20 protein-coding genes are annotated in these 21,498 nt (G+C 64.1%); 3 read left to right on the forward strand and 17 right to left on the reverse strand.

The window, feature by feature from the left end:
* The 8 genes from QOH60_RS26875 to QOH60_RS26910 form a co-directional block, all read right to left on the reverse strand.
* Nucleotides 1-559, reverse strand: a 559-nt coding sequence (locus tag QOH60_RS26875; protein ID WP_526424931.1) for an SDR family oxidoreductase, incomplete at its 3' end; no start/stop codon positions are given.
* A 12-nt stretch (nt 560-571) separates the two neighbouring features.
* Nucleotides 572-1,333: a 3-oxoacyl-ACP reductase FabG1 gene (fabG1, locus tag QOH60_RS26880; protein WP_526424932.1), complete on the reverse strand. Its 762-nt coding sequence runs from the start codon at nt 1,331-1,333 to the stop codon at nt 572-574.
* Nucleotides 1,334-1,417: 84 nt separating this feature from the next.
* Complete coding sequence (locus tag QOH60_RS26885) at nt 1,418-2,425, reverse strand: vWA domain-containing protein (RefSeq protein ID WP_526424933.1); 1,008 nt, start codon at nt 2,423-2,425, stop codon at nt 1,418-1,420.
* A 106-nt stretch (nt 2,426-2,531) separates the two neighbouring features.
* Nucleotides 2,532-3,479 (reverse strand): DUF58 domain-containing protein, encoded by a 948-nt coding sequence (locus QOH60_RS26890; protein ID WP_526424934.1) that lies wholly within the window; start codon nt 3,477-3,479, stop codon nt 2,532-2,534.
* Entirely contained in the window at nt 3,476-4,645 is a 1,170-nt protein-coding gene (moxR1, locus tag QOH60_RS26895) for a chaperone MoxR1 (protein ID WP_526424935.1), read from the reverse strand. The genes QOH60_RS26890 and moxR1 overlap by 4 nt, the downstream gene beginning before the upstream one ends.
* Before the next feature lie 119 nt (nt 4,646-4,764).
* Nucleotides 4,765-5,463, reverse strand: coding sequence for an NlpC/P60 family peptidoglycan endopeptidase RipB (ripB, locus tag QOH60_RS26900; protein WP_526424950.1), 699 nt, complete (start codon nt 5,461-5,463; stop codon nt 4,765-4,767).
* A 16-nt stretch (nt 5,464-5,479) separates the two neighbouring features.
* Nucleotides 5,480-6,886 (reverse strand): NlpC/P60 family peptidoglycan endopeptidase RipA, encoded by a 1,407-nt coding sequence (gene ripA / locus QOH60_RS26905; protein ID WP_526424936.1) that lies wholly within the window; start codon nt 6,884-6,886, stop codon nt 5,480-5,482.
* Nucleotides 6,887-7,124: 238 nt separating this feature from the next.
* Nucleotides 7,125-7,706, reverse strand: a complete 582-nt coding sequence (locus QOH60_RS26910) for an Rv1476 family membrane protein (protein ID WP_526424937.1) — start codon at nt 7,704-7,706, stop codon at nt 7,125-7,127.
* A 173-nt stretch (nt 7,707-7,879) separates the two neighbouring features.
* Here QOH60_RS26910 and QOH60_RS26915 point away from each other — a divergent pair, with 173 nt between their 5' ends.
* Both QOH60_RS26915 and QOH60_RS26920 read left to right on the forward strand, forming a co-directional pair.
* Entirely contained in the window at nt 7,880-10,735 is a 2,856-nt protein-coding gene (locus QOH60_RS26915; protein WP_526424938.1) for an aconitate hydratase, read from the forward strand.
* 10 nt (nt 10,736-10,745) lie between these two features.
* Complete coding sequence (locus tag QOH60_RS26920) at nt 10,746-11,309, forward strand: TetR/AcrR family transcriptional regulator (RefSeq protein WP_526424939.1); 564 nt, start codon at nt 10,746-10,748, stop codon at nt 11,307-11,309.
* 31 nt (nt 11,310-11,340) lie between these two features.
* On the opposite strand, the gene QOH60_RS26925 is transcribed toward QOH60_RS26920, so the two are convergent.
* From QOH60_RS26925 to QOH60_RS26965, 9 genes are all read right to left on the reverse strand, one after another.
* A complete protein-coding gene (locus tag QOH60_RS26925; protein WP_526424940.1) occupies nt 11,341-11,535 on the reverse strand; it encodes a helix-turn-helix domain-containing protein in 195 nt (64 codons plus the stop codon).
* Nucleotides 11,536-11,624: 89 nt separating this feature from the next.
* Nucleotides 11,625-13,253 carry an ABC-F family ATP-binding cassette domain-containing protein gene (locus QOH60_RS26930; RefSeq protein ID WP_526424941.1) on the reverse strand — a complete coding sequence of 543 codons (1,629 nt, stop codon included), beginning with the start codon at nt 13,251-13,253 and terminating at the stop codon, nt 11,625-11,627.
* Between the two features lie 15 nt (nt 13,254-13,268).
* Complete coding sequence (locus QOH60_RS26935) at nt 13,269-14,087, reverse strand: enoyl-CoA hydratase (protein ID WP_526424942.1); 819 nt, start codon at nt 14,085-14,087, stop codon at nt 13,269-13,271.
* A gap of 26 nt (nt 14,088-14,113) precedes the next feature.
* Entirely contained in the window at nt 14,114-14,479 is a 366-nt protein-coding gene (gene trxA / locus QOH60_RS26940; protein WP_526424943.1) for a thioredoxin, read from the reverse strand.
* Nucleotides 14,480-14,536: 57 nt separating this feature from the next.
* Complete coding sequence (locus QOH60_RS26945) at nt 14,537-15,253, reverse strand: flavodoxin family protein (RefSeq protein ID WP_526424944.1); 717 nt, start codon at nt 15,251-15,253, stop codon at nt 14,537-14,539.
* A 117-nt stretch (nt 15,254-15,370) separates the two neighbouring features.
* On the reverse strand, nt 15,371-16,195 hold the full coding sequence (locus QOH60_RS26950) for a glycoside hydrolase family 16 protein (protein WP_526424945.1): 825 nt from the start codon (nt 16,193-16,195) through the stop codon (nt 15,371-15,373).
* Nucleotides 16,196-16,262: 67 nt separating this feature from the next.
* Nucleotides 16,263-17,399, reverse strand: coding sequence for a hypothetical protein (locus QOH60_RS26955; protein ID WP_526424946.1), 1,137 nt, complete (start codon nt 17,397-17,399; stop codon nt 16,263-16,265).
* Between the two features lie 42 nt (nt 17,400-17,441).
* On the reverse strand, nt 17,442-18,011 hold the full coding sequence (locus QOH60_RS26960) for a hypothetical protein (protein WP_526424947.1): 570 nt from the start codon (nt 18,009-18,011) through the stop codon (nt 17,442-17,444).
* 4 nt (nt 18,012-18,015) lie between these two features.
* Nucleotides 18,016-19,647, reverse strand: coding sequence for a vWA domain-containing protein (locus QOH60_RS26965; RefSeq protein WP_526424948.1), 1,632 nt, complete (start codon nt 19,645-19,647; stop codon nt 18,016-18,018).
* A 137-nt stretch (nt 19,648-19,784) separates the two neighbouring features.
* On the opposite strand from QOH60_RS26965, the gene QOH60_RS26970 reads away from it, so the two are divergent.
* Complete coding sequence (locus tag QOH60_RS26970) at nt 19,785-21,293, forward strand: FAD-dependent oxidoreductase (protein WP_526424949.1); 1,509 nt, start codon at nt 19,785-19,787, stop codon at nt 21,291-21,293.
* The last annotated feature ends 205 nt before the right edge of the window (nt 21,294-21,498 follow it).

The following is a 21,498-nucleotide window of genomic DNA, read 5'->3' on the forward strand; positions in this document are numbered from 1 at the left end:
TAGAGCGCACACCGAACTTGCCTGCCTCGCGCGCAACGAACCGGTTGACCGATTCCAGCGCGCTTTTGGCAACCGTCATCCAGTTATATGCCGGCATCGCGCGGGTCGGATCGAAATCCATGCCGACAATGCCGCCGCCTGGGTTCATGATCGGAAGCAGCGCCTTGGCCAGGGATGCATACGAGAACGCGGAAATGTGAATGCCTTTGGCGACATCCTCGTACGGGGCGTCGAAGAACGGATTGATTCCCATGCCGGTCTGCGGCATGTAACCGATCGAATGCACCACACCGTCGAGCTTGTTTCCCTCTCCGATGATGTCAGCGACCCGGTCGGCGAGCGTCGCCAGATGCTCCTCGTTCTGCACATCGAGTTCCAGCAGCGGCGCCTTCTCAGGCAACCGGTCAGCGATCCGTTGGATCAGCCGCAGCCGGTCAAACCCGGTGAGCACCAGCTCCGCGCCGGCTTCCTGCGCGACCTTGGCGATGTGGAAAGCGATCGACGCATCGGTGATGATTCCCGTGACGAGAATTCGCTTGCCCTCAAGCAGCTTTTGCATATTCAAACCCTCTCAGTGACCCATGCCCATGCCGCCGTCGACCGGGATCACTGCGCCGGCAATGTAGCTCGCATCCTCGGACGCCAGGAAACTGACCGCCCCGGCGACTTCCTCCGCGGTGCCGATTCGCTTCGCTGGGATGAAGTCCAGCGCCCCCGCCTGAATCCGATCGTCCAGCGCGCGCGTCATCTCGGTGTCGATGTAGCCGGGGGCCACCACGTTCGCGGTCACCCCCGCCTTCGACAGCTCCCTCGAGATCGAGCGGGCCATGCCGATCAGACCGGCCTTGGAGGCCGCGTAGTTGGACTGGTTCCCGATGCCCCAGCTGCCGGAGACCGAACCCACGAAGATCATCCGGCCAAAGCGGTTGCGCTGCATGCTGCGCGATGCACGCTGGGCAACCCGGAACGCCCCAGTGAGGTTCGCGTCGATGACCTTCTCGAATCTCTCCTCGGTCATCCTTATGAGGAACGCGTCCGCGGAGATGCCGGCGTTGGATACCAGCACCTCCACCGCACCCTGATGCTCCTCGACCTCCTTGAAGGCCCGATCGACAGCGTCGGTGTCGGTGACGTCGCACTCGACCCCGAACAGCCCTTCGGGAGCACCCGAGCCGCGGTGGGTAACGGCCACCTTGTGCCCGTCAGCGGCCAACCGCCGCGCGATAGCCAGGCCGATTCCGCGGTTTCCGCCGGTGACCAGCACCGAGCGGGAAACGAACGGCGGCCGGCCCGCCGCGGCCTGACCCGCAGCGTCGGCGGGATTGTCCGTCACAGTAATTTTTCGCTCCTCGCGTCCGCAGCCGTCCCGCCAACTTAACGCGTGCGCTTCAACCGCCCGAAATCGCCTGCCGCGGTACTAGCTCGGCAGCCTCCGGTTGACCACGAGCGCGAGAAGTGCGGCCACCGCCAGCACCAACGCACCCAGTCGCAGCCACCCTGTGCTGGCATCACCAGGGATGGTCTCGAACCCGATCTGCTCCTGCAGGGTCGCGTAGACATCCTTGAGCTCTGAGAGGTTAGAGGCGCTGAACGATTGGCCGCCGGACAAGTCGGCGACCTCCTTCATCGTCTCGTCGTCGACAGGCACCGGTTGACGCTGGTCGTTGATCTCGACATAGCCCTCTTTGGTGCCGAACGAAATCGTCGAAATCGGCACCCCTTGCTGCTTGGCCGAGCGGGCTGCGGTGTAGGCGCCCTTGGGGTTGTCGGGGTTCGACGGGACCGTCTCCTTGCCGTCGGAGAACAGCACGATCCGCGCCGGCGGCGGCTTGTCACCGCCACCGATCACCGCGCCCACAGTCGCGATCGCCTGTAATGCGGTGAATATGGCCTCGCCCGTGGCGGTGCGGTCGGCGGTTTTCAAGGTGCCGATCGCACGCTTGGTGGCATCGCGGTTCGTGGTCGGCGGTACCAGCACCGTCGCCGTGCCCGCATAGGAAATCAGGCCGAGATTGATTCCCGGGGTCAGCTCATCGGCGAATTGCTTGGCCGCCTCCTGCGCGGCGGCCAGCCGGTTGGGTGGCACGTCGTCGGCCTTCATCGACTGCGACACGTCGATGACGAGCATCACCACCGCCCGGTTGCGGGGGATCCGCACGTCGCGCGTCGGCCCGGCGATCGCGATCGTGAACAGCACAAGTGCGATCACTAGCAGTATCGCGGGAATGTGGCGAAAGCGGTTGGGCCGTTGCGGCGCAACGCTTTCCAATAATTCCATGTTCGCAAATCGAAGTACCCTGCGTCTGCGCGCGATCTGCGACAATACATACAGCACCGCAAGGGCCAGTGGCACGATGAGCAGAAAGAAAAGCCATGCGTGCACAAAGCCTGACAGCGACATCGGACCCAACAGCCAAACGTTCATGAGGATCCGACTCGTGTCATTTCACGCGTGTGATTACGGCTTGTCATTTCAGTGATGTCATTTCGTTGATGTGGTCTGCTGCTCTGCTCGCCCAAGTGGCCCATCTCTACCGTCCAGCGAGCGCTCCCCTGCGCCGCTGGGTGACGAATCGCACGACGTCGTTGATCCAGTCCCGGTCCGTGCGCAGGCTCAACAGCGGTGCGCCGCATCGCCGAAGAGTGCGGGCCACCTCCTCGCGGTGTGCTGCCGCGGCCCTGCCGAAGTCGTCTCGCAGTTTGTGGTCGATGGTGAACTCCCGGGTGGCGCCGGTCTCGGCGTCCTGCAGGATGACGTCGCCGATATCAGGTAGCTCCACATCGCGCGGGTCGAGAACCTCGATTCCCAGAACCTCGTGCCGACTTGCGATGGCGCGCAGCGGTCGCATCCAGTTGATGGGGCCGAGGAAGTCGCTGATAATCACTGCCATGCCGCGGCGCCGTTCCGGGCGGCGCAGCGCCTCGATCGCTGCCGCCAGGTCGCCCCGCACGCCAAGCGTCGCCCGCGGCGACGTCGCGATCGCGCGCAGCAACTCGTGCTCATGCATCCGGCCTGACAATGCCGGCACCCGAATGACGTTCTCGCCGTTGGCGATTATCGCACCCAGCCGGTTACCACCACCGCTGTTGAGGAACGCGATCGCGGCTGCCGCGGCGACTGCGAGGTCGCGCTTTTCGCACCCGGTGGTCCCGAAATCCAAGCTGGCCGACATGTCGACCACGAGCCACGTCTCCAGCTCACGGTCGGCGATCATCTCCCGTACGTGGGGGTTGGTAGTGCGGGCGGTGACGGCCCAGTCCATCCGCCTGACGTCGTCGCCGGGCTGGTAGAGCCGCGACTCGCCCGCCTCGGTACCCGGTCCGGGAAGAAGCCCGAGATGGTCGCCGTGCAGCACGCCGTCGAGCTTCCGCCGGATCGTCAGCTCCAGCTTGCGCAGCGCCGCGCTGAGTTCAGGATCCCGGATCTCCCCGCGTTCCAGCGACGGTAGGTCGACGGTGCGACCCGCGTTCGAGCTCACCGACCGCTAGCCGCCGCTGCGGCCGGCACTACTGGATGCAGCGAATGCCCTTGCTGCGGAACAGCATTCACCTGCGGGAGGGCCACGGTCTGCAGAATCCGGTTGATCACCGTCTCGGGTGAGATCTCGTCGGCCATCGCGTCGTAGGTCAGCACGAGCCGGTGCCGCAGCACATCCGGGATGACTTCGATGACGTCCTGCGGGATCACGTAGTCACGACCACGAACCAGCGCGAGCCCCCGGGAAGCCGCGATGATGCCGAGCGACGCGCGCGGTGACGCGCCGTACGCGATCCATGCCCTCGCGTCGGGCATCCCGAACTGCTCAGGCCGCCGGGTCGCGGTGACGACACGGACCACATAGTCGACGAGCGCGTGGTGGACGAAGTTGTTAGCGGCCACGTCTTGCAGGCGCAGCAAGTCACCGGGCGCGAGTACCTGCTTCGGCTGGGGCGGCGTCACGCCCATCCGGTAGATGATCTCCCGCTCTTCCTCCGGCGACGGATAGTCGATGTTGATCTTGAACAGAAAGCGGTCGCGCTGCGCCTCGGGCAGGGCATAGACACCCTCTTGCTCAATCGGGTTCTGGGTGGCCATCACCAGGAAGGGAGCAGGCAACGGGAACGTCTTGCCGCCGATCGAGATCTTGCGTTCTGCCATCACCTCGAGCAGGGCGGACTGCACCTTTGCCGGCGCGCGGTTGATCTCGTCGGCGAGCAGGAAATTCGCCACTACCGGGCCGAGCTCGATGTCGAACTCCTCCCTGCCCATGCGGTAGATCCGGGTTCCGACGATGTCGGTGGGCACCAGATCGGGGGTGAACTGGATGCGGGCGAACGTGCCGCCGACCACCTTGGCGAACGTCTCGACGGCCAGCGTCTTCGCCACCCCGGGCACACCTTCAAGCAGCATGTGACCCTTGGCCAGCAGACCGACCAGCATCCTTTCGACCAGCAGATCCTGACCGACGATGATCCGCTTGACCTCGTAGACCGCGCGCTCCAAGGTGTGAATCTCTGACGCGAGGCCGCCGTTGCGTTCTGGCGGCGGACCACCTGCCGGCGCGGTCGGCGGGCCGGCATGACCGGGTCCCCCGCCCGGGCCGGACCCCGGACCTGGGCCCGAGAAGCCTCCGGGGCCGTGCGTTGGCCCACCTGGTGAACTCATTAAGGGTCCTTCCACGCTGTCGATGCGGTGTATCGCAGTCAACTATTCCAGGCGTCTGGAAATCCGTCGACGTAGGTTGCGCTGGCGAGCCGCTGTGAGCTGTGTCCAGCGTGGTCGCGTCAGCTTTCGATGATGCGGGTCAGGTAGGGGGTCATGCCCGAAGTGCGAACCGGGCTGACCGTGACCTTGCCTGCAATAGATGAGGCCTCCAGCATCTGGCCGTTACCGAGGTACATCGTCACGTGCTGGCCGCCGCCGGGGCCGTAGAAGATCAGATCGCCGCGCTTGGCCTGCGACGGCGGAATGTGCCGGCCAGCGTTGTACTGGTCGCCCGAGAACCGCGGAATCAGCACCCCGACTCCGGCGAACATGTAGCGCATCAGGCCCGAGCAGTCGAACCCGTTGATGTTCGCACCGTCGCCGACTCCGGTGCTCGGCCCGGTCAGGCTGCCGCCGCCCCACGAGTACGGCACCCCCATCTGCGAACCCCCTCGGCGGATCACGTATTCGATCGCCTGGGGGCCTCGGACTCGCCCACCCGGCAGCGCCGCCGTTGGGGGGGCGTTCTTGGGAAGAATGCCGACGCTACTGAGAAAGCTGCGCCCCAGGTCCATCGTCGTCTGTGCGGCCTGCGTACTGGCTTGCAACGACGCGTTGGCGATCGCCACCGGGTCGCCGGGCGCACCGGCGCTGATGATCTGCGGCAGCGTCGGGTCCCATCCCCCGCCTTGCGGGTCGGCACCAGCGGTAGGCGCCACTGCGATCAGCAGAGGCGCGACCGCGAGGACGACGATCCGGAGCAGATTCCGCGAACGCAAAAGCTTCACCACCTGGTCAGTACTCGATGTAGCGGACGACAAACGGCGTCATGCCGCTGGTGCGGACCGGCGAGACCTTGACGGTCGAACCCGTGTACGGGGCTTCGAGCATCTGGCCGTTGCCGAGGTAGAGGGTCACGTGCTGGCTGCCGCCGGGGCCGTAGAAGATGACGTCACCGCGACGCATCTGCGAGGCCGGGATCTTGCGGCCCATGTTGTACTGCGATCCCGAGTAGTGCGGCAGCTTGATGCCGACGCCCGCGAACGCGTACAGGATCAGGCCGGAGCAGTCGAATCCGACGGTGCCCGCGCCGTCGTCGATGCCCCGGCTCGGCCCCGCCGCGTTCCCGCCGCCCCAGGAATACGGCACCCCCATCTGCGACCCGGCCCGGCGGATCACGTACTCGGACGCCTGTCGCCCGTACACCCGCGGGATGCGGCCGTTGTTGATGCCGGTGTCTCCGGGCTTGAGGATGCCCATTGACGTGAGGAACTGCTTGCCCATGTTCGCGGTCACCTGAGACGAGGTGGCCGAGATGCCCAACAGCGAGTTGATGATCGCGACCGGATCGCCGCTGACGAACGCGCTGGGTATCGCGGGCAGCGTCGGGTCCCACAACGGCCCGTCCCACTTGCCGGTATTACTTTGCGGCGCAGCTGAATTCGCCCCCGGCGCAGTCCACCGATCCGCACCCGGCGCCGGCATGGGCGCTGGGGCCGGGGCAGGGAGCCGGCCAGCCGACGTCGACCACGTCGCCTGGGCGGCATTCAGCCTGTCCTGGGCGGCGTGTCGTTCTGCGACCAGACGGTCGAGTTCGGCCCGCTGGTCACCGAACTGCTTCTGGGCGTCGGTCAGAGCGGTGACGGCGTCGTCTTGGCTGCGGCGCGAATCGGCCGCGGCCTGGTCGGCCTTCTCCTTGGCGGTCTGCGCGGCGGACTTTCTGTTCAGTTGTTCGGTGCGCGCACGCTGAAGATCCGAAAGCGTCTTTTGTGCGCTGAGCGCGAAGGTGTGGTCTGCGGTGGCAGTGGCGATCAGGTCGTCGGGGCTGGTGGCCATCAGATAGGAGCTCGACGGCCCGGTCATGTATGCCTGGGCGGCGTACGCGTCGAAGCTGTGCTGTGCAGCGGCTATCGCGGCGCTGGAGTCGTCAACCCCGCGTTGGCTATCGGCGAGTTCCGCGTTGGCGGTGTCGACTGCATCGCGCGCGGTCTGTACGTCGACGATCGCCTTATTGACCGCCTCCTGGCGGGATTGCACAGCTGCGCCGAGATCCTGCAGCTTCTGATTGACGTCGGCAACGTTTGCGATCAGCGCGGCGATCGTGTCCGGTGTGCCCGGTTCTGCGCTGCCGAGTCCCGGAGTCGCGAGCAACAACGCGAAGGCCATCGCGGCTGCGCATGCCGAATGGCGGGTGCGTGTCATCCGCCTCCCGTCTCCGTCGTGTGCGTCTCCACAGGCCAGCGCTCAGCGATGTCAGTCTTCTCCAGCAACACTGGGAACATTTGCAACACAAGTGGTCATACGCACCGTAAGTCACTTTTGACTCTAAAGAAACTTTGGTCACAAACTACAAAGCTGTAATTGAGCCGATCGTGACCACTTGGTTATCGGCGGGTGTCCTCTGGGACGTCAGTACCCAACGAGGACCGACGCGCGCCGGCTACTCCGATGCCACAGACGGCGACGGATCTGACTCCTCCGATTTCGCGGCGGCACGCCTGCCTCGCACCTGCAGCACCCGCGCCATCACCACCCCGACCGCGACCACCAGCACGAGAGCAATTGTCAACACAGACCACGGAAATTCGGGCTTCTGCAGCTCGTCGGCGAAACTCCTGGCGCTGTGGACGAATCCGCCCGGCAGCTTCGCGACGTCCTGCCCGTTTTCCAGCGTCACCCGGTCGTACTGCTGGCTGTATGTACCGGCCATTCCCGGGCTCAACACCAAGACGGTGGAACCTGGATAAGCATGGCCGACCTCCCACGCGACGTCGCGAAGGTGTGCCTCGATCCGCGGACTCACCGGAAGCACGACGATCTTGAGGTCGGTGCCCTTCTGCTTCGAGTCGGCCACCACCTGGCGAAGGCCCGCGATGTCCTCGCCCTTCGGAGCGGCCACGCCGTCGTCACCGACGTCGATGATGACCTGGTTGAGGCACTCACCGATCGGTGTGTTCGGCGGCGCTCCGACGCTAGAGCACAACTCGACGGGGATCTCCTGTGGCACGAACGCGAACGTCACGGCCATGACCGTACCGCGGGCCCGGTACACACCACGACGAACGCGCGCCCGGCACTTCCACATTGGCGACAACCGGATCCCGGGCCAAGGTTTAAAAAGGACAAGCGTACTGTTAAAATCGGACACGATCGGAGCACAGCCCGCGACGGTCGACAACTTAACTAGGAGCAGATGTGAGCAGCGATAACACGGAGAATTCGGCTGTGAACTCATTTGAGGCCCGCGACACTTTGAAGGTCGGCGACAACAGCTACGAGATCTACCGCCTCGACGCCGTCAAAGGCACCGAAAAACTCCCCTACTCCCTGAAAGTCCTCGCGGAGAACCTTCTTCGCAACGAAGACGGCGCCAATATCACCAAGGACCACATCGAAGCCATCGCGAACTGGGACCCGGAGGCTGAGCCCAGCATCGAGATCCAGTACACGCCAGCACGAGTCATCATGCAGGACTTCACCGGCGTGCCCTGCATCGTCGACCTGGCCACCATGCGCGAAGCGATCGGCGACCTGGGTGGCGACCCGGACAAGGTAAATCCTCTTGCGCCCGCCGATCTCGTCATCGACCACTCCGTGATCGCGGATCTGTTCGGCTCAGCCGACGCGTTCGAGCGCAACGTGGAGATCGAGTACGAGCGCAACGGCGAGCGCTACCAGTTCTTACGTTGGGGCCAAGGCGCTTTCAGTGACTTCAAGGTGGTCCCCCCTGGCACCGGCATCGTGCACCAGGTGAACATCGAGTATCTCGCCAGCGTTGTGATGGAGCGCGACGGAGTGGTCTACCCCGACACCTGCGTGGGCACCGACTCGCACACGACGATGGTCAACGGGCTCGGGGTGCTGGGCTGGGGCGTCGGCGGCATCGAGGCCGAGGCCGCGATGCTCGGCCAGCCGGTGTCGATGCTCATCCCCCGCGTCGTCGGGTTCAAGCTGACCGGTGAGATCAAGCCGGGCGTGACCGCCACCGACGTGGTGCTGACGGTCACGCAGATGCTGCGCAAACACGGCGTCGTCGGCAAATTCGTCGAGTTCTACGGCGCCGGGGTGGCCGAAGTGCCGCTGGCGAACCGCGCCACGCTGGGCAACATGAGCCCCGAATTCGGTTCCACCGCAGCGATTTTCCCGATCGATGAGGTCACCGTCGAGTACCTGCGGTTCACCGGCCGCAACGACGAGCAGATTGCGCTGGTCGAGGCCTACGCCAAGGAACAGGGCATGTGGCATGAGCCGGACACGGAGCCGAAGTTCTCCGAGTACATCGAACTGGACCTTGCCACCGTGGAGCCGTCGATCGCCGGGCCGAAGCGCCCCCAGGACCGAATCTCGTTGAGCGAAGCGCAGGCTGCCTTCCGCCGGGACATCAAGGCCTATGTTGGCGACGACGGGGAGTCGGAGGACTACTCGAAGGTCGACGAAGCATCCGACGAATCGTTCCCCGCGAGCGACCCGCCCGATCTCGTGTACGCCAACAACGGGGAGGCCGACGTGCGGTCGGCCGCCAATCGATCCGAGGGCCGACCGTCCAATCCGGTCAAGGTGAGCTCCGACGAGCGCGGCGATTGCACGCTGGACCACGGCGCGGTGGTGATTGCGGCGATCACGTCGTGCACCAACACCTCCAACCCCGAGGTGATGATCGGGGCAGCGTTGCTGGCCAAGAACGCAGTGGACAAGGGGCTGGCGTCCAAGCCGTGGGTGAAGACGTCGCTTGCGCCGGGTTCACAGGTCGTCACCGCCTACTACGAACGGGCAGGCCTCACACCGTATTTGGAGAAGCTCGGCTTCTATCTCGTCGGCTATGGCTGCACGACGTGCATCGGCAATTCAGGACCGCTGCCGGACGAGATCAGCAAGGCTGTCAACGACAACGACCTGGCCGTTACCGCGGTGCTGTCGGGCAACCGGAACTTCGAGGGCCGCATCAACCCGGACGTGAAGATGAACTATCTGGCGTCCCCACCGCTGGTGATCGCCTACGCGCTGGCCGGAACCATGGACTTCGACTTCGACGACGACTCGCTCGGCCTCGACAAGGACGGCAAGGACGTCTTCTTGAAAGACATCTGGCCCTCACGCGACGAGATCTTCGCAACGATCGAATCATCGATCAGCCAGGAGATGTTCACGAAGAACTATGCCGACGTGTTCAAGGGCGACGAGCGGTGGCGAAATCTGCCCACACCCGAAGGCAACACCTTTGAGTGGGACGCGGATTCGACGTATGTGCGCAAGCCTCCGTACTTCGAGGGCATGCCGCCGGAGCCCGAGCCCGTGTCCGATATCAAGGGAGCCAGAGTGCTGGCGCTGCTCGGTGACTCGGTCACCACCGACCACATCTCCCCGGCCGGCAGCATCAAACCGGGCACACCCGCCGCGCAGTATCTGGACGAGCACGGCGTCGACAAGAACGACTACAACTCCTACGGCTCGCGCCGCGGCAACCACGAGGTGATGATCCGCGGCACGTTCGCCAACATCCGGCTGCGTAACCAGCTTCTCGACGACGTCTCCGGCGGATACACCCGCGACTTCACCCAAGACGACGGACCGCAGGCGTTCATCTACGACGCTGCGCAAAACTATGCGGAGCAAGGTATTCCACTCGTCGTCCTCGGCGGGAAGGAGTACGGCTCGGGATCGTCGCGGGACTGGGCGGCCAAGGGCACGAGCCTGCTTGGGGTGCGGGCGGTGATCACAGAATCATTCGAGCGCATTCACCGGTCGAATTTGATCGGCATGGGCGTGATCCCGTTGCAGTTCCCTGAGGGCGAGTCGGCAGAGTCGCTGAACCTCGACGGAACAGAGGTATTCGACATCACCGGCATCGAGAAGCTCAATGTCCAGGGCGAGCGCAGCGACGGGAAGGGTGACGGCGAGACGCCGCGCACGGTGCACGTCAAGGCGAGCAAGGACGGCGGCGACGACATCGAGTTCGACGCGGTGGTTCGCATCGACACGCCGGGCGAGGCGGACTACTACCGCAACGGCGGCATTTTGCAGTACGTGCTGCGCAACATGCTGCAGTCCTGACGCGCCGGTCATGCCCCGGGTCAGCGAGGAGCACGTCGCGGCGCGGCGCCGTCAGATTCTCGACGGCGCCCGCCGCTGCTTCGCCCAATACGGTTACGACCGCGCGACAGTCCGTCGGCTCGAGCAGACGATTGGATTGTCGCGCGGAGCGATCTTCCATCACTTCCGGGACAAGGACGCGCTGTTCTTCGAACTGGCTCACGAGGATGCCGAGCGGATGGCCGACGTCGCGTCCCGCGAGGGGCTGATCCAGGTGATGCGCGAGATGCTGGCTACGCCGGACCAATTCGACTGGTTGGCAACTCGATTGGAGATCGCTAGGAAGCTTCGCAACGATCCTGCGTTTCATCGAGGCTGGGCGCAGCGGTCGGCCGAATTGTCGGACGCTACCGCTGACCGGTTGAGACGGCAGCGCGCGGCCGGGCGCCTGCGCGACGATGTGCCCCCGGACGTGCTTCAGTGCTATCTCGATCTTGTGCTCGACGGCCTGGTGGCCCGCCTCGCCTCGGGAGACAACCCGGCGCGGCTTTCCGCGGTCCTCGATCTGGTTGAGGAATCAGTGCGAAATCGTTAGGCGGACTACGGACGTCGGCGGTGTCGGTGGATCAGCCGAGACGTCTACGAGTGTGGTTCGGGCCGCCGCGGCTGCGCATCGTCGTGCCCGACTCGCGCAGCATGCTATGAATTGATCCATACGAGCGGCCGGTCGCCGCGACCAGCGATCGGATACTCGCGCCGTGTTCGTATTGATCTTTCAACTGGTGCAGAAGTTCGTCTCGACCCTTGTCCTGGTTTCTCATCCCTGTCTCCCCGCTTGTTAGCACCCCGCGAATCGAGGGTAAGGAAAGCGCTGCGAGGTTGTGGCCATTTGGCGAAATCGCTTGAAAGATCAGGCGAGCTCGATCAGGTCGCGGTAGTCCTCGGACCAGAAATCCTCCGTGCCGTCCGGAAGCAACACCACCCGCTGCGGCCCGAGCGCCTCCGCTGCCCCCGGGTCGTGGGTCACCAGCACCACCGCGCCGACGTAGGAGCGCAGCGCGTCGAGAACCTGCTCGCGTGACGCGGGATCGAGGTTGTTGGTCGGCTCGTCGAGCAGCAGCACGTTGGCCGTTGACGCCACGAGGCCCGCAAGAGCGAGCCGGGTTTTCTCACCGCCCGACAGCGTGGCTGCCTGCTGGTCGAGCTGGGCTCCGCTGAACATGAACGCGCCGAGCAACCCGCGCAGCTCCTGCTCGCCGGTGTCGGGTGCGGCGTGCCGGATGTTCTCCCACACGGTTGCGACGTCGTCGAGAGTGTCGTGTTCCTGCGCGAAATAGCCGATCTTGCAGCCGTGTCCGGGCTCGACGACACCGGCGTCGGCGGTCTCGGCCCCGGCGAGCAGCCGCAGCAGTGTGGTCTTCCCCGCGCCGTTGAGACCGAGCACCGCGACGCGCGAGCCCCGGTCGATCGCCAGGTCGACGCCGCTGAACACCTCGAGGGAGCCGTAGTTCTTGGACAGCCCCGTGGCGGTCAGCGGCGTGCGACCGCACGGTGCTGGCGTCGGGAACTTGATCCGGGCGACCTTGTCGGCAACACGCTCCTCGTCCAATGACGCCATCATTCGGTCGGCGCGGCGCAGCATATTCTGCGCAGCAACAGCTTTCGTGGCCTTGGCGCCCAGTTTGGCGGCCTGCGCCCGCAAGGCAGCCGCCTTCCGCTCTGCGTTCGCGCGTTCGCGACGACGGCGCTGCTCGTCGGTGGCGCGGGCGTCGAGGTATTTCTGCCACGTCATGTTGTAGACGTCGACCTGACCACGGACCGCGTCGAGGAACCACACCCGGTTCACCACGTCGGCGAGCAGATCGACGTTGTGGCTGATCACTATCAGGCCGCCGGTGTGCGATTGGAGAAAAGCCCGCAGCCAGCCGAGCGAGTCCGCGTCGAGGTGGTTGGTGGGTTCGTCGAGCAGAAGTGTCGTAGACGAGCCGGAACCGCTGTCGGACGCCGCGAAAAGAATCCTTGCCAGTTCGACTCGGCGGCGCTGGCCGCCGGAGAGTGTGCGAAGTTGCTGCGTGAGAACGCGGTCCGGCAGTCCCAGGCTGGAACAGATGCGAGAGGCCTCGCTCTCGGCGAGGTATCCACCGAGTGCGGCGAAGCGCTCTTCGAGCTGACCGTATCGGCGGACGGCGCGGTCGCGCTCGGTCTCGTCGACGACCTCGGCCATCACCGCCTGCTGCTTCTCCAGCTCGGCCATCAACGTGTCAAGACCGCGCGCCGAGAGCACCCGGTCGCGGGCAACGACGTCGAGGTTGCCTTCTCTGGGATCCTGTGGCAGGTAACCGATTTCGCCCTTGCGCGCGATACTGCCCGCGTACGGGTCGGCCTCGCCGGCAAGGATCCGCATGGTGGTGGTCTTGCCGGCACCGTTGCGGCCGACAAGCCCGATCCGGTCGCCGGGCTGCACCCGCAGCGCAGCGCCGTCGGAGGACAGCAGGATGCGCGCGCCGGCGCGGACCTCGAGGTCCGTTGCGGTGATCACGCGAATGCTCCTCTATCAGTCACGATCGTCGGTGAAGACCGGGGACCGCTTCTCGGCACGCGCAGCGACGGCCTCTTCGAAGTTTGTGGTGAGCAGGCGAACGAAGAGCTGCCCAAGGCCCTCGGCCTGCATGTGTCCCTCCAGGGTACTGGCGTCGAGCCCACTCCACAGTGTGCGCTTGGTCAACTCTGTTCCCGGCCGGGAGAACGCGGCGATCTGTTCGGCGACCTGGTAGCAGGTCTGCAGAAGTTCGTCCCCCGGAACCGTCCGCGAGACCAGGCCGATGCGCTCGGCCTCATCGGCGTCAACATCCCGTCCGGTGAGCATGATCTCGAAGGCACGCGATGATCCGATCGCGCGCGGCAGCAGGTAGCTCAGGCCGAGCTCGCTTGCGGTGAGGCCGTTGTTGATGCCCGCGGCGCGGAAGTATGCGTCGGTGGACGCGATCCTGATGTCGGCTGCCAGCGCCAGACACAAACCGCCGCCGATCGCTGCGCCGTTGACCGCCGCGATGACCGGCTGGTGCATGCGGCGCAGCCCGAGGATCACGTCGTCGAGCACCTGCATCGACCGCAGCGCGAACGTCGGCCGAGTCAGTCCGTCGATGTGCGGTACGGACCCGGCGGACTTGTGATCGGCGCCGGACGAGAATCCACGTCCGGCACCGGTCAGGACGACGACGCGAACGTCGTTGTCGTAGGTGATCTCCTCGACGACACGCTTCAACGGCACCATCACGTCGAACGCCATCGAGTTCATCCGCTCAGGCCGGTTCAGTGTGACCAGCGCTACATGCGGGCGCGGGCGATCGACGAGGACGAAGCTGTTGTTCACGGTTGCACGCTATCGCGTGCGAGCAGTCAGGCCTGTTCGCCGTTGCTCTGGGCGGCGATAGCGGCCTCGACATCGAGCGCTTCGACCTGCTCCACGAGGTTCTCCAGCGCCGCCGGGGGTAGAGCACCGGCCTCGTTGAACACCAGATTGCCCTTCTTGAAGGCCATCAGTGTGGGAATTCCCTGAATGCCGGCCGCCGCAGCGAGTTGCTGCTCTGCCTCGGTGTCGACCTTTGCGTAAACGATGTTGGGGTGCTTCTCAGACGACGCCTCGTACGTGGGCGCGAAGGCCCGACACGGGCCGCACCACGATGCCCAGAAGTCCACCAGCACGATCTCGTTGTCGTTGACGGTGTCGTTGAACTCGGCAGTGGTGATGTTTCGTGTTGCCATAGTGATGTGAACGCTAGCGGCTGCGACCATGTTCCCTCAACCGATTCGTCGGCCCGCTTAGCGATGTTCCGGATTCTCGAAGTCGTAGCGGCATCCCGCATCCCACCCTGCTCGAATATTTCCGTAGGCGGGCACGCCGCCCGCAGCGCGCAGCATCCGCGCCAAATGCATCAGATTCCACGTCATGAACGTCGTGTTGCGGTTCGTGAAGTCGTTCTCTGGGCCACCTGATCCTGGATCCAAGTACGACGGACCAGGACCGGCTTCGCCGATCCAGCCGGCGTCGGCCTGCGGCGGAATGGTGTAGCCGATGTGCTGCAGCGTATAGAGCACGTTCTGTGCGCAGTGCTTGATCCCGTCCTCGTTGCCGGTGATCAGACAGCCTCCGACGCGGCCGTAGTACAAGTACTGGCCGGCGTCGTTGAGCAGGTGCGACCCGCCGTACAGACGTTCGTGCACTTGCTTCATCACGGAGCTGTTGTCGCCCAGCCAGATTGGGCCGGCAAGCACCAAAATGTCCGCGGCGAGCACTTTCTCGAACATCGCGGGCCAGTCGTCAGTTGCCCAGCCGTGCTCCGTCATGTCGGGCCAGACGCCGAAGGCGATGTCGTGGTCGACGGCGCGGACCACATCGACAGCGACACCGTGCTTTTCCATGATGTGGCGGCTGATGTCGACCAGGCCTTGGGTGTTGCTGATCTCGGGCGAACGTTTCAGCGTGCAGTTGATGAACAGCGCTCGCAGGCCGCTGAAGTCGAGGTCCGCATCCGTCATGAGCGCTCCTTCTGGTAGTGGTGTGCGCGGGAGCGCAAAGCGTTACGCGAATCTATGTTGCGCTGCTGGGATTTCGGTCTGGGCGCTGGGCGACGCGCTTGCAGCGAGGAATACCCGTCACCAGACCCGAACGTAGTCGACCAGCATCGTCGCCGGGTATTTCCCCGGCCCGGGATCGCCGCCGCCGGAACCGGCGACCGCGAGATTCAACACCGGAAACATCGTGTAGCCGGGGGCATTGAACGGCCAATCCGGCAGCGAACTCGCGGGCACGTCGAAGTAGGGTTTCGCGCCGTCGGTGTAGTCCTTCCAGAACCGGATACCTGCCTGATCCCACTGGGTCCGCCAGGTATGCCAACCGCTGTCCACAGTGATGTTCTGCGTCTTCCACTCGCCGCCGTTCGACTTGGCGTGCACGGTGGTGGCAGAGGGCCAGTTGCCGTTGCCGTACCACTCGAGGATGTCGATTTCGCCGTCACTCGCATTGCCCAGCCAGAAGGCGGGCCACGCACCGGCAGTCAGGCAGTCGAGTTTGATCCGAGCTTCCCAGGTGTGGCCCACGCCGCCCTCCCACGGGCTGAGGAGTTTGCCGCCGTAGTACGTGTTGCCGTCTTTCGCGGCACGGATGACGAGGTTGGAGTTGCCGTCGAGGAAGACGTTCTGACGATCGTCGCGGTACTGCCCGATGTGTTCGGGCAGCTCCCAGTACGTCGGGTCCTTGATCGTCTCGCGGGCTTTCAGCACCTGCCACTTCGAGTAGTTGGGAGCCGAGCCGGCCGGACCGTCGAATTCGTCCTGGAAGACATATGTGGGAGCTGGGGCGCTGGGCTGGGGCGCGTCAGGCCTGATGGGGTGCGCCCCGGCCGTCGGGGCAGGCAACGCGGCAGCCAGCGCGCCTATACCTGTCATCAGCATCATCTGGCGTCGATCCATGTCTGGCATTTAGCCATGAAAGCCGGAAACGGCAGCCGCACGCAAACCAGCGTGGCTTAGATCGCGCCCACGCTCGTCAGCATTGGTTGTTGACGAAGCAGTCCAGCAGCAGCTTCGTGACCGCATATCCCGGCGCCTGTGTCTTCTTGAGCACATGCGTGGGCGGCACGTTGACACCCTCGAACACCTGCTCCAGGACCCGGGTTCCCGACCGGAAACCGTAGCGCTTCCAGGCGATGTCCTGGATCGCGTCGTCCTCGAGCGCCGGGATCAGCTTCTTTCCGGCGTCGGTGAGCGCCAGTACCGGGTGGTCGTTGAAGATCGTCGGCTCGGGATACAGCGTCACGATGCCCGGCGGAACCACTCCGCGGTTCCTGATCGTGATCCACTGCAGCAGCTGGTTTTCATACCCGGCCAGCAGACCGCCGGTCTGCTGAATGACCCATTGCTCGAAGGCACTGTCTGACCCTGTGCGCATCAGCCCTTGCGCTTCTACGAGCGCCTTCACCTTTCGCAGCGACGCCCGGGCCTGCTCGGGCGTCGGAGGCTGGTAGGGATTGCCGGTCGCAACAGTGGCCAATTCGAGCTGTGCCAACGTCATGCCGGAGTTCGATTTCGCCGGATCACTGCTGTTGATCAGCACCGGTCCGGCAGGCAGGCCGACACCGAGGTCTCCCCAGAACTTGCCCGGCAGAACGTACTCCTCCAAGAGCCTCTTGAAATCGACGATGAAGTAGGAATTGTCGCGAATCTGGACGATGCCGGAGCGCTTGAGACCGTCGGCGGCCTCGACATTCGCGTACAGCACCTCCGGTGACTGCAGGACGGATGCGGCCTCGTAGGTGTTGCCGAACGCCTTGCTGTTGCCCGATCCCTCGAAGATCGCTTGCGCGCTCGCAGACGACGGCCACAGGCAGTCGACCTTGTTTGACTTGAGCTCATCGACGGGAATCTGCACCTGGTTGTAGGAGCCCTTTGCGATGAAGTTGACCTCGATGCCGAATTTGTCCTGCAGGATCTTCTTCACCTCAGGGTCATTGATGAAGTCTTCCTTCTCCGAGCCGCCATAGCAGGTGACCTTCGTGGGCCCGTTGCCCGACGAGGTGCCGCCTCCATCGGACCCATTGCTCATCATGATCAACACGACCGCGACGACGACCACGAGGACGATGCCGGCGATCCCGGCGTAGAAGAGACCTTTGGACTTCCTCATCACCAATCCTCTTCGCCCACGAGGCTCATCGACGCCTGCCGTTCACGAGAGTTCCGGTGGCGGGTTCAGATTGAGCGCCGTGAGCGAATTGATGTAGTCGTCCATCCGCTGAGCGGACAGATCCTTGTCGGGCTGGGACGTGAACGCGGCGAACCGTTTCAGTTCGTCTTGCCCCATCTTGATGTATTCGGGATCGCCGCTGTCCTGGACGTCGATGTAATCCTCCACGGTGCTCGCGACATCAGTCAGGTAGGCCAGAGTTCGCTGCGACAACGGAAGCGCAACGCGCACATCGCGGCTGCGGATGATTTCGACCATTCGCGGCACCGCATCGCAACCGGCCTGCAGCGAGGCCGCGGTGTCGCGGTCGGCAACGCGATGGCTGAGCGCCCGGATTTTGGCGCTGGCCTTGTCGATCTCGCGGAAGTTGCTCTCGAGTTCGCTCTGCTTGTCCGTCGGCGTCAGGTAATTCAGCGTGAACCAGACCGACCCGGCGAGCACCACCCCGAGCACGGCGGCTATCGGCCACGGGACGGAAAGCGCGAACAGCACGACGAATCCGACGGCGCCGGCCGCCAGCGCGATGAGTATGGTCCGTTGCGATGGCGTCATTGCCTCACCTGAAACCTGCGGCGTCGCGCAACGAGGCCACGACGTCGTCCTTGTGGATATACGTACCACCGGTTTTCGCGGCAATCACGTCCTTGAGATCGTGGTCGTCGACATCGCCGAACCCGATCGCGATCACCGGAATGTTCATCGCGGCGAGTTGATCGATCGGGCCGTCTTCGTGAGCGCCGTCGCGGCCGTCGGTCATCAGAACGACGGCCTTCTTGCGGTCGTCGTTGCCGTAACCGCGGAAGACGTCCGCTGCCCGTGACAGACAACCGCGCAGGTTCGTGCCGCCGCCGGGACTGCTGTCGGTGATCTTCTTTCGGAGGTCGAGCAGATCCTCCTTCTTGTTGCCGTTCACCGTCCACGGACCACCTTTGATGTCGTCATCGAAGATGAATACTGTCGTGCTGTCGCGGGGATGGGCAAGCAACATGTACTTTCTGGCGACGTCGGGATCGAAAAGTACATCCGCGGCTTTCTTGATGCCGTTCCAGCCGTCGCCCTCCATGCTCCCCGACCCGTCGAGGCAGTACACGAAGTTGCCTGGCTGCCGGTAGAGGGTGTTGTAGTTGTAAAGCGCGCTCTCGATCACCGACGCCGACGGGAACCGGATCGGCTGCTCCTGGCGGTCGGTCAAAATTCCCCAGTCCGCCCGGAAGACGTTGTCCAAGATGTCCTTCGGCACATTGGGCATCAGCAGACCGGTGCTGTTGACCGGCCGGCGGCCGATTTTCAGGAGCGCCTGCTGCGCCTCGGGATTCAGCAAATAACTTTGCAGCTTCTCGAAGTTGGCCTTCTTCTCGGCGTTGTCGCCGTGCGGCAGGAACCCGAGTGGTGAGTCAGCGAACGCCAGAGAACCCTGCGGGTACACCACCGTCATCGGCTCCAGACCCTTGGCAGCCCGGTCTTGGTTCTGTTCGATGACAAGCGCCTCGTAGGTGAACACTGCATCGCAGCGGTCAGGGGACGCGACGCACTCGTCCATCATCGTTTTCGTTGACGGGGGTGTGTGGGTGAATTTGCTCAGGAACCGGGTGATCCCGTTGCGGACCGGCTCCGAATCCAGTTGTTCCTGCGTCAGCGCCTTACCCGGCGGATTGCCCGCGAAGTAGTTGAGGAATGCGAAGAACACGGTCGCCCCCGAGTTGGACTGCGTGGGGTTGGTGATCCATACCTTGGCCTTGCCGGATTCGATCGCATCCAGAATCTGCTGGATGGAGGTGTTGCTGCCGGGCGTGAAGCCGATGCCATCCATCACATGCTTCCACCCAGCAAAGACCAGCGGCGACGAGAACATCGGTTTGGAATCCACCAGGCTGTTGCAATGTTCGTTGCCGATCTGCTCGAAGACCGTGGAGGCGAACCAGAAAAGGTCGTAGGGCGGGAGGTTCTTGCAGTCCTCACTCAACAGGTTGGCCTGGTCGACCGAACCGAGTTCCTTTGCGTTGCAAGTAAGTCCGTTCTTCTCGCACCATGGCCGGACGATCTGGTCGAACACCAGGTGCTGCTCGGATCCCATGACGATGCTGAGCACTTTGGGGTCGGCGTTGTACGTGTTGGAAGCCTTGTCTTCCGAACAGCCCGCAGCACTGAGTGTGACGAGAGCGAGAGCAACCGCGAACGCCTTGCGCATGATTCACCCTATCGACAGACGACGCTCCAAATCTGCATTACGACGACGCCCGTCATCAAGAACGGGAGTTGTCGAATGCCCGACGGCTTGCCAGCGGTGGGCCATAATGGGCGGACTTGTGATGGGAGGTGCAGTCGATGCCCGAATCCGAACCCTCCAGGGCTGCGACGCAAGTTGAGACGTGCGACGTCTGCATCGTCGGCGCCGGCATCGCCGGACTCAACGCCTTGTTCGTCGCCAGCCGGTACCTGTCTCGGAACCAGAGGGTGGTCCTGATCGACCGCCGACCGCGGGTGGGTGGGATGTGGGTGGACACCTACCCATACGTGCGCCTGCACCAGCCTCACCCCATGTTCACCGCGGGGAACATCGAGTGGACCCTGGGCAAGCCTCGCGCCTACCTGGCCACGAAGGACGAGGTGCTCGACCACTTCGCCCATTGCGTCGACGTCGTCAGGCAACAGGTGCGCGTCGACGAGTACCTCGGCTGGGATTTCGAATCAGCCGAGGAAGCTGATGGCATCGTCCGCGTGTCCTGCCGATCGCGCGATGGCCGAGTCCTGGTGGTAGAGACGAAACGATTGATCAAGGCCTACGGCTTCGGAATCATGCCGAACGAACCGCTCAGCGTGTCGAGTTCGCGCGTGCGATCGGTGTCACCCGATTCGTGCGACGTGCGAATGGGCGACATGCGGGCGAGCGACGCGCCGGTCTGGATCATCGGCGGCGGCAAGACCGCGATGGACACCGCTCACACGCTGATCACCGAATACCCCGGACGCGAGGTGAACCTCGTGGCCGGCCGCGGCACGTTCTTCTTCAGCCGCGACCGAATTCTTCCTTCCGGGTCGCGACGTTGGTGGGGTGGCACGACGAGCGCGACCCTCGCCAATCAGCTGGCACAGCGATTCGACGGAACCAACGAGGCACAGGTCCAGGACTGGTTCCGCTCCACATACGGCACCTTTGTGACCCCCAGCGCCGACAACTTCGTGTTGGGGGTCTTGTCCGAGGCCGAGACCACCAAGATCGCGGCCGGCCTCAACGACGTGGTGATGGACTACTTCGTCAACGCGATCGACTCCAACGGCACTACCGAATTGGTGTTCCGAAGCGGGTCGACGAAAACGATCCAACCCGATAGCTGGATCGTCAACTGCACCGGATATATCCGCCTCGACACCTCATATTCGTTCGATCCTTCGACGTACGAGCCGTACGTCTCGGCCAGCGGAGCAGTGGTCTCGATCCAGCCGCGCTCTGCCGTGCTGCATTTGCCGGCCTTTATGGGGTACTACCTCGCTCATTTGATGTTCCTGGGCAAGTTGACGGACCTGCCGCTGTACGAGCTGGATTTATTTGAGCTGCGCAGGAAGTCCGACAACGTCTTTCCGTACGCGCTGATTGCGCTCGTTCGGCACAATCTATGCCTCGTCTATGACAACGTGCCGAGTCGGGTCTTCACCGAAAACAAGCTGGATTTCGATGCCTGGTATCCGCTGCCGCGCCGGTTGTGGAACACCGTGCAGTTCCTGCGCACTCGGCGCGAGACGCTCGAGCACGCGCGGCGCGTTCTTGACACAGTCCGCGACAGGTTCGACATCCGTTGCGGGCCGTTGGGCCAGGACCGAACCGCCGACGTTTAGGTCACCGGCAGATGGTCGCTCGGACAAGCCTCGCTCCGCGCTTCCTCAGCAGGTTCCCACCGTGATCGGGGCCAAGTCAGACACGGCCTCCACCTTGAAAACTATGCGATACATCACTTTTGCCGTCATGGCAGTCCTCTCCGTGTCGATCACGGCGTGCGGGTCATCTGGCAACCCGGCCCCTGCGGCGTCGAAAAGCCCGAGC

Source organism: Mycobacterium sp. (assembly GCF_032159765.1).
Lineage (GTDB): Bacteria > Actinomycetota > Actinomycetes > Mycobacteriales > Mycobacteriaceae > Mycobacterium.

Coding starts and splice junctions, on each gene's coding strand:
- QOH60_RS26885 (WP_526424933.1), bottom strand. CDS start 2,425: ATGAACGTTTGGCTGTTGGGTCCGATGTCGCTGTCAGGCTTTGTGCAC.
- moxR1 (WP_526424935.1), bottom strand. CDS start 4,645: ATGAGTTCACCAGGTGGGCCAACGCACGGCCCCGGAGGCTTCTCGGGC.
- ripA (WP_526424936.1), bottom strand. CDS start 6,886: ATGACACGCACCCGCCATTCGGCATGCGCAGCCGCGATGGCCTTCGCG.
- QOH60_RS26920 (WP_526424939.1), top strand. CDS start 10,746: ATGCCCCGGGTCAGCGAGGAGCACGTCGCGGCGCGGCGCCGTCAGATT.
- QOH60_RS26925 (WP_526424940.1), bottom strand. CDS start 11,535: ATGAGAAACCAGGACAAGGGTCGAGACGAACTTCTGCACCAGTTGAAA.
- trxA (WP_526424943.1), bottom strand. CDS start 14,479: ATGGCAACACGAAACATCACCACTGCCGAGTTCAACGACACCGTCAAC.
- QOH60_RS26945 (WP_526424944.1), bottom strand. CDS start 15,253: ATGACGGATGCGGACCTCGACTTCAGCGGCCTGCGAGCGCTGTTCATC.
- QOH60_RS26950 (WP_526424945.1), bottom strand. CDS start 16,195: ATGCCAGACATGGATCGACGCCAGATGATGCTGATGACAGGTATAGGC.
- QOH60_RS26955 (WP_526424946.1), bottom strand. CDS start 17,399: ATGAGGAAGTCCAAAGGTCTCTTCTACGCCGGGATCGCCGGCATCGTC.
- QOH60_RS26960 (WP_526424947.1), bottom strand. CDS start 18,011: ATGACGCCATCGCAACGGACCATACTCATCGCGCTGGCGGCCGGCGCC.
- QOH60_RS26965 (WP_526424948.1), bottom strand. CDS start 19,647: ATGCGCAAGGCGTTCGCGGTTGCTCTCGCTCTCGTCACACTCAGTGCT.
- QOH60_RS26970 (WP_526424949.1), top strand. CDS start 19,785: ATGCCCGAATCCGAACCCTCCAGGGCTGCGACGCAAGTTGAGACGTGC.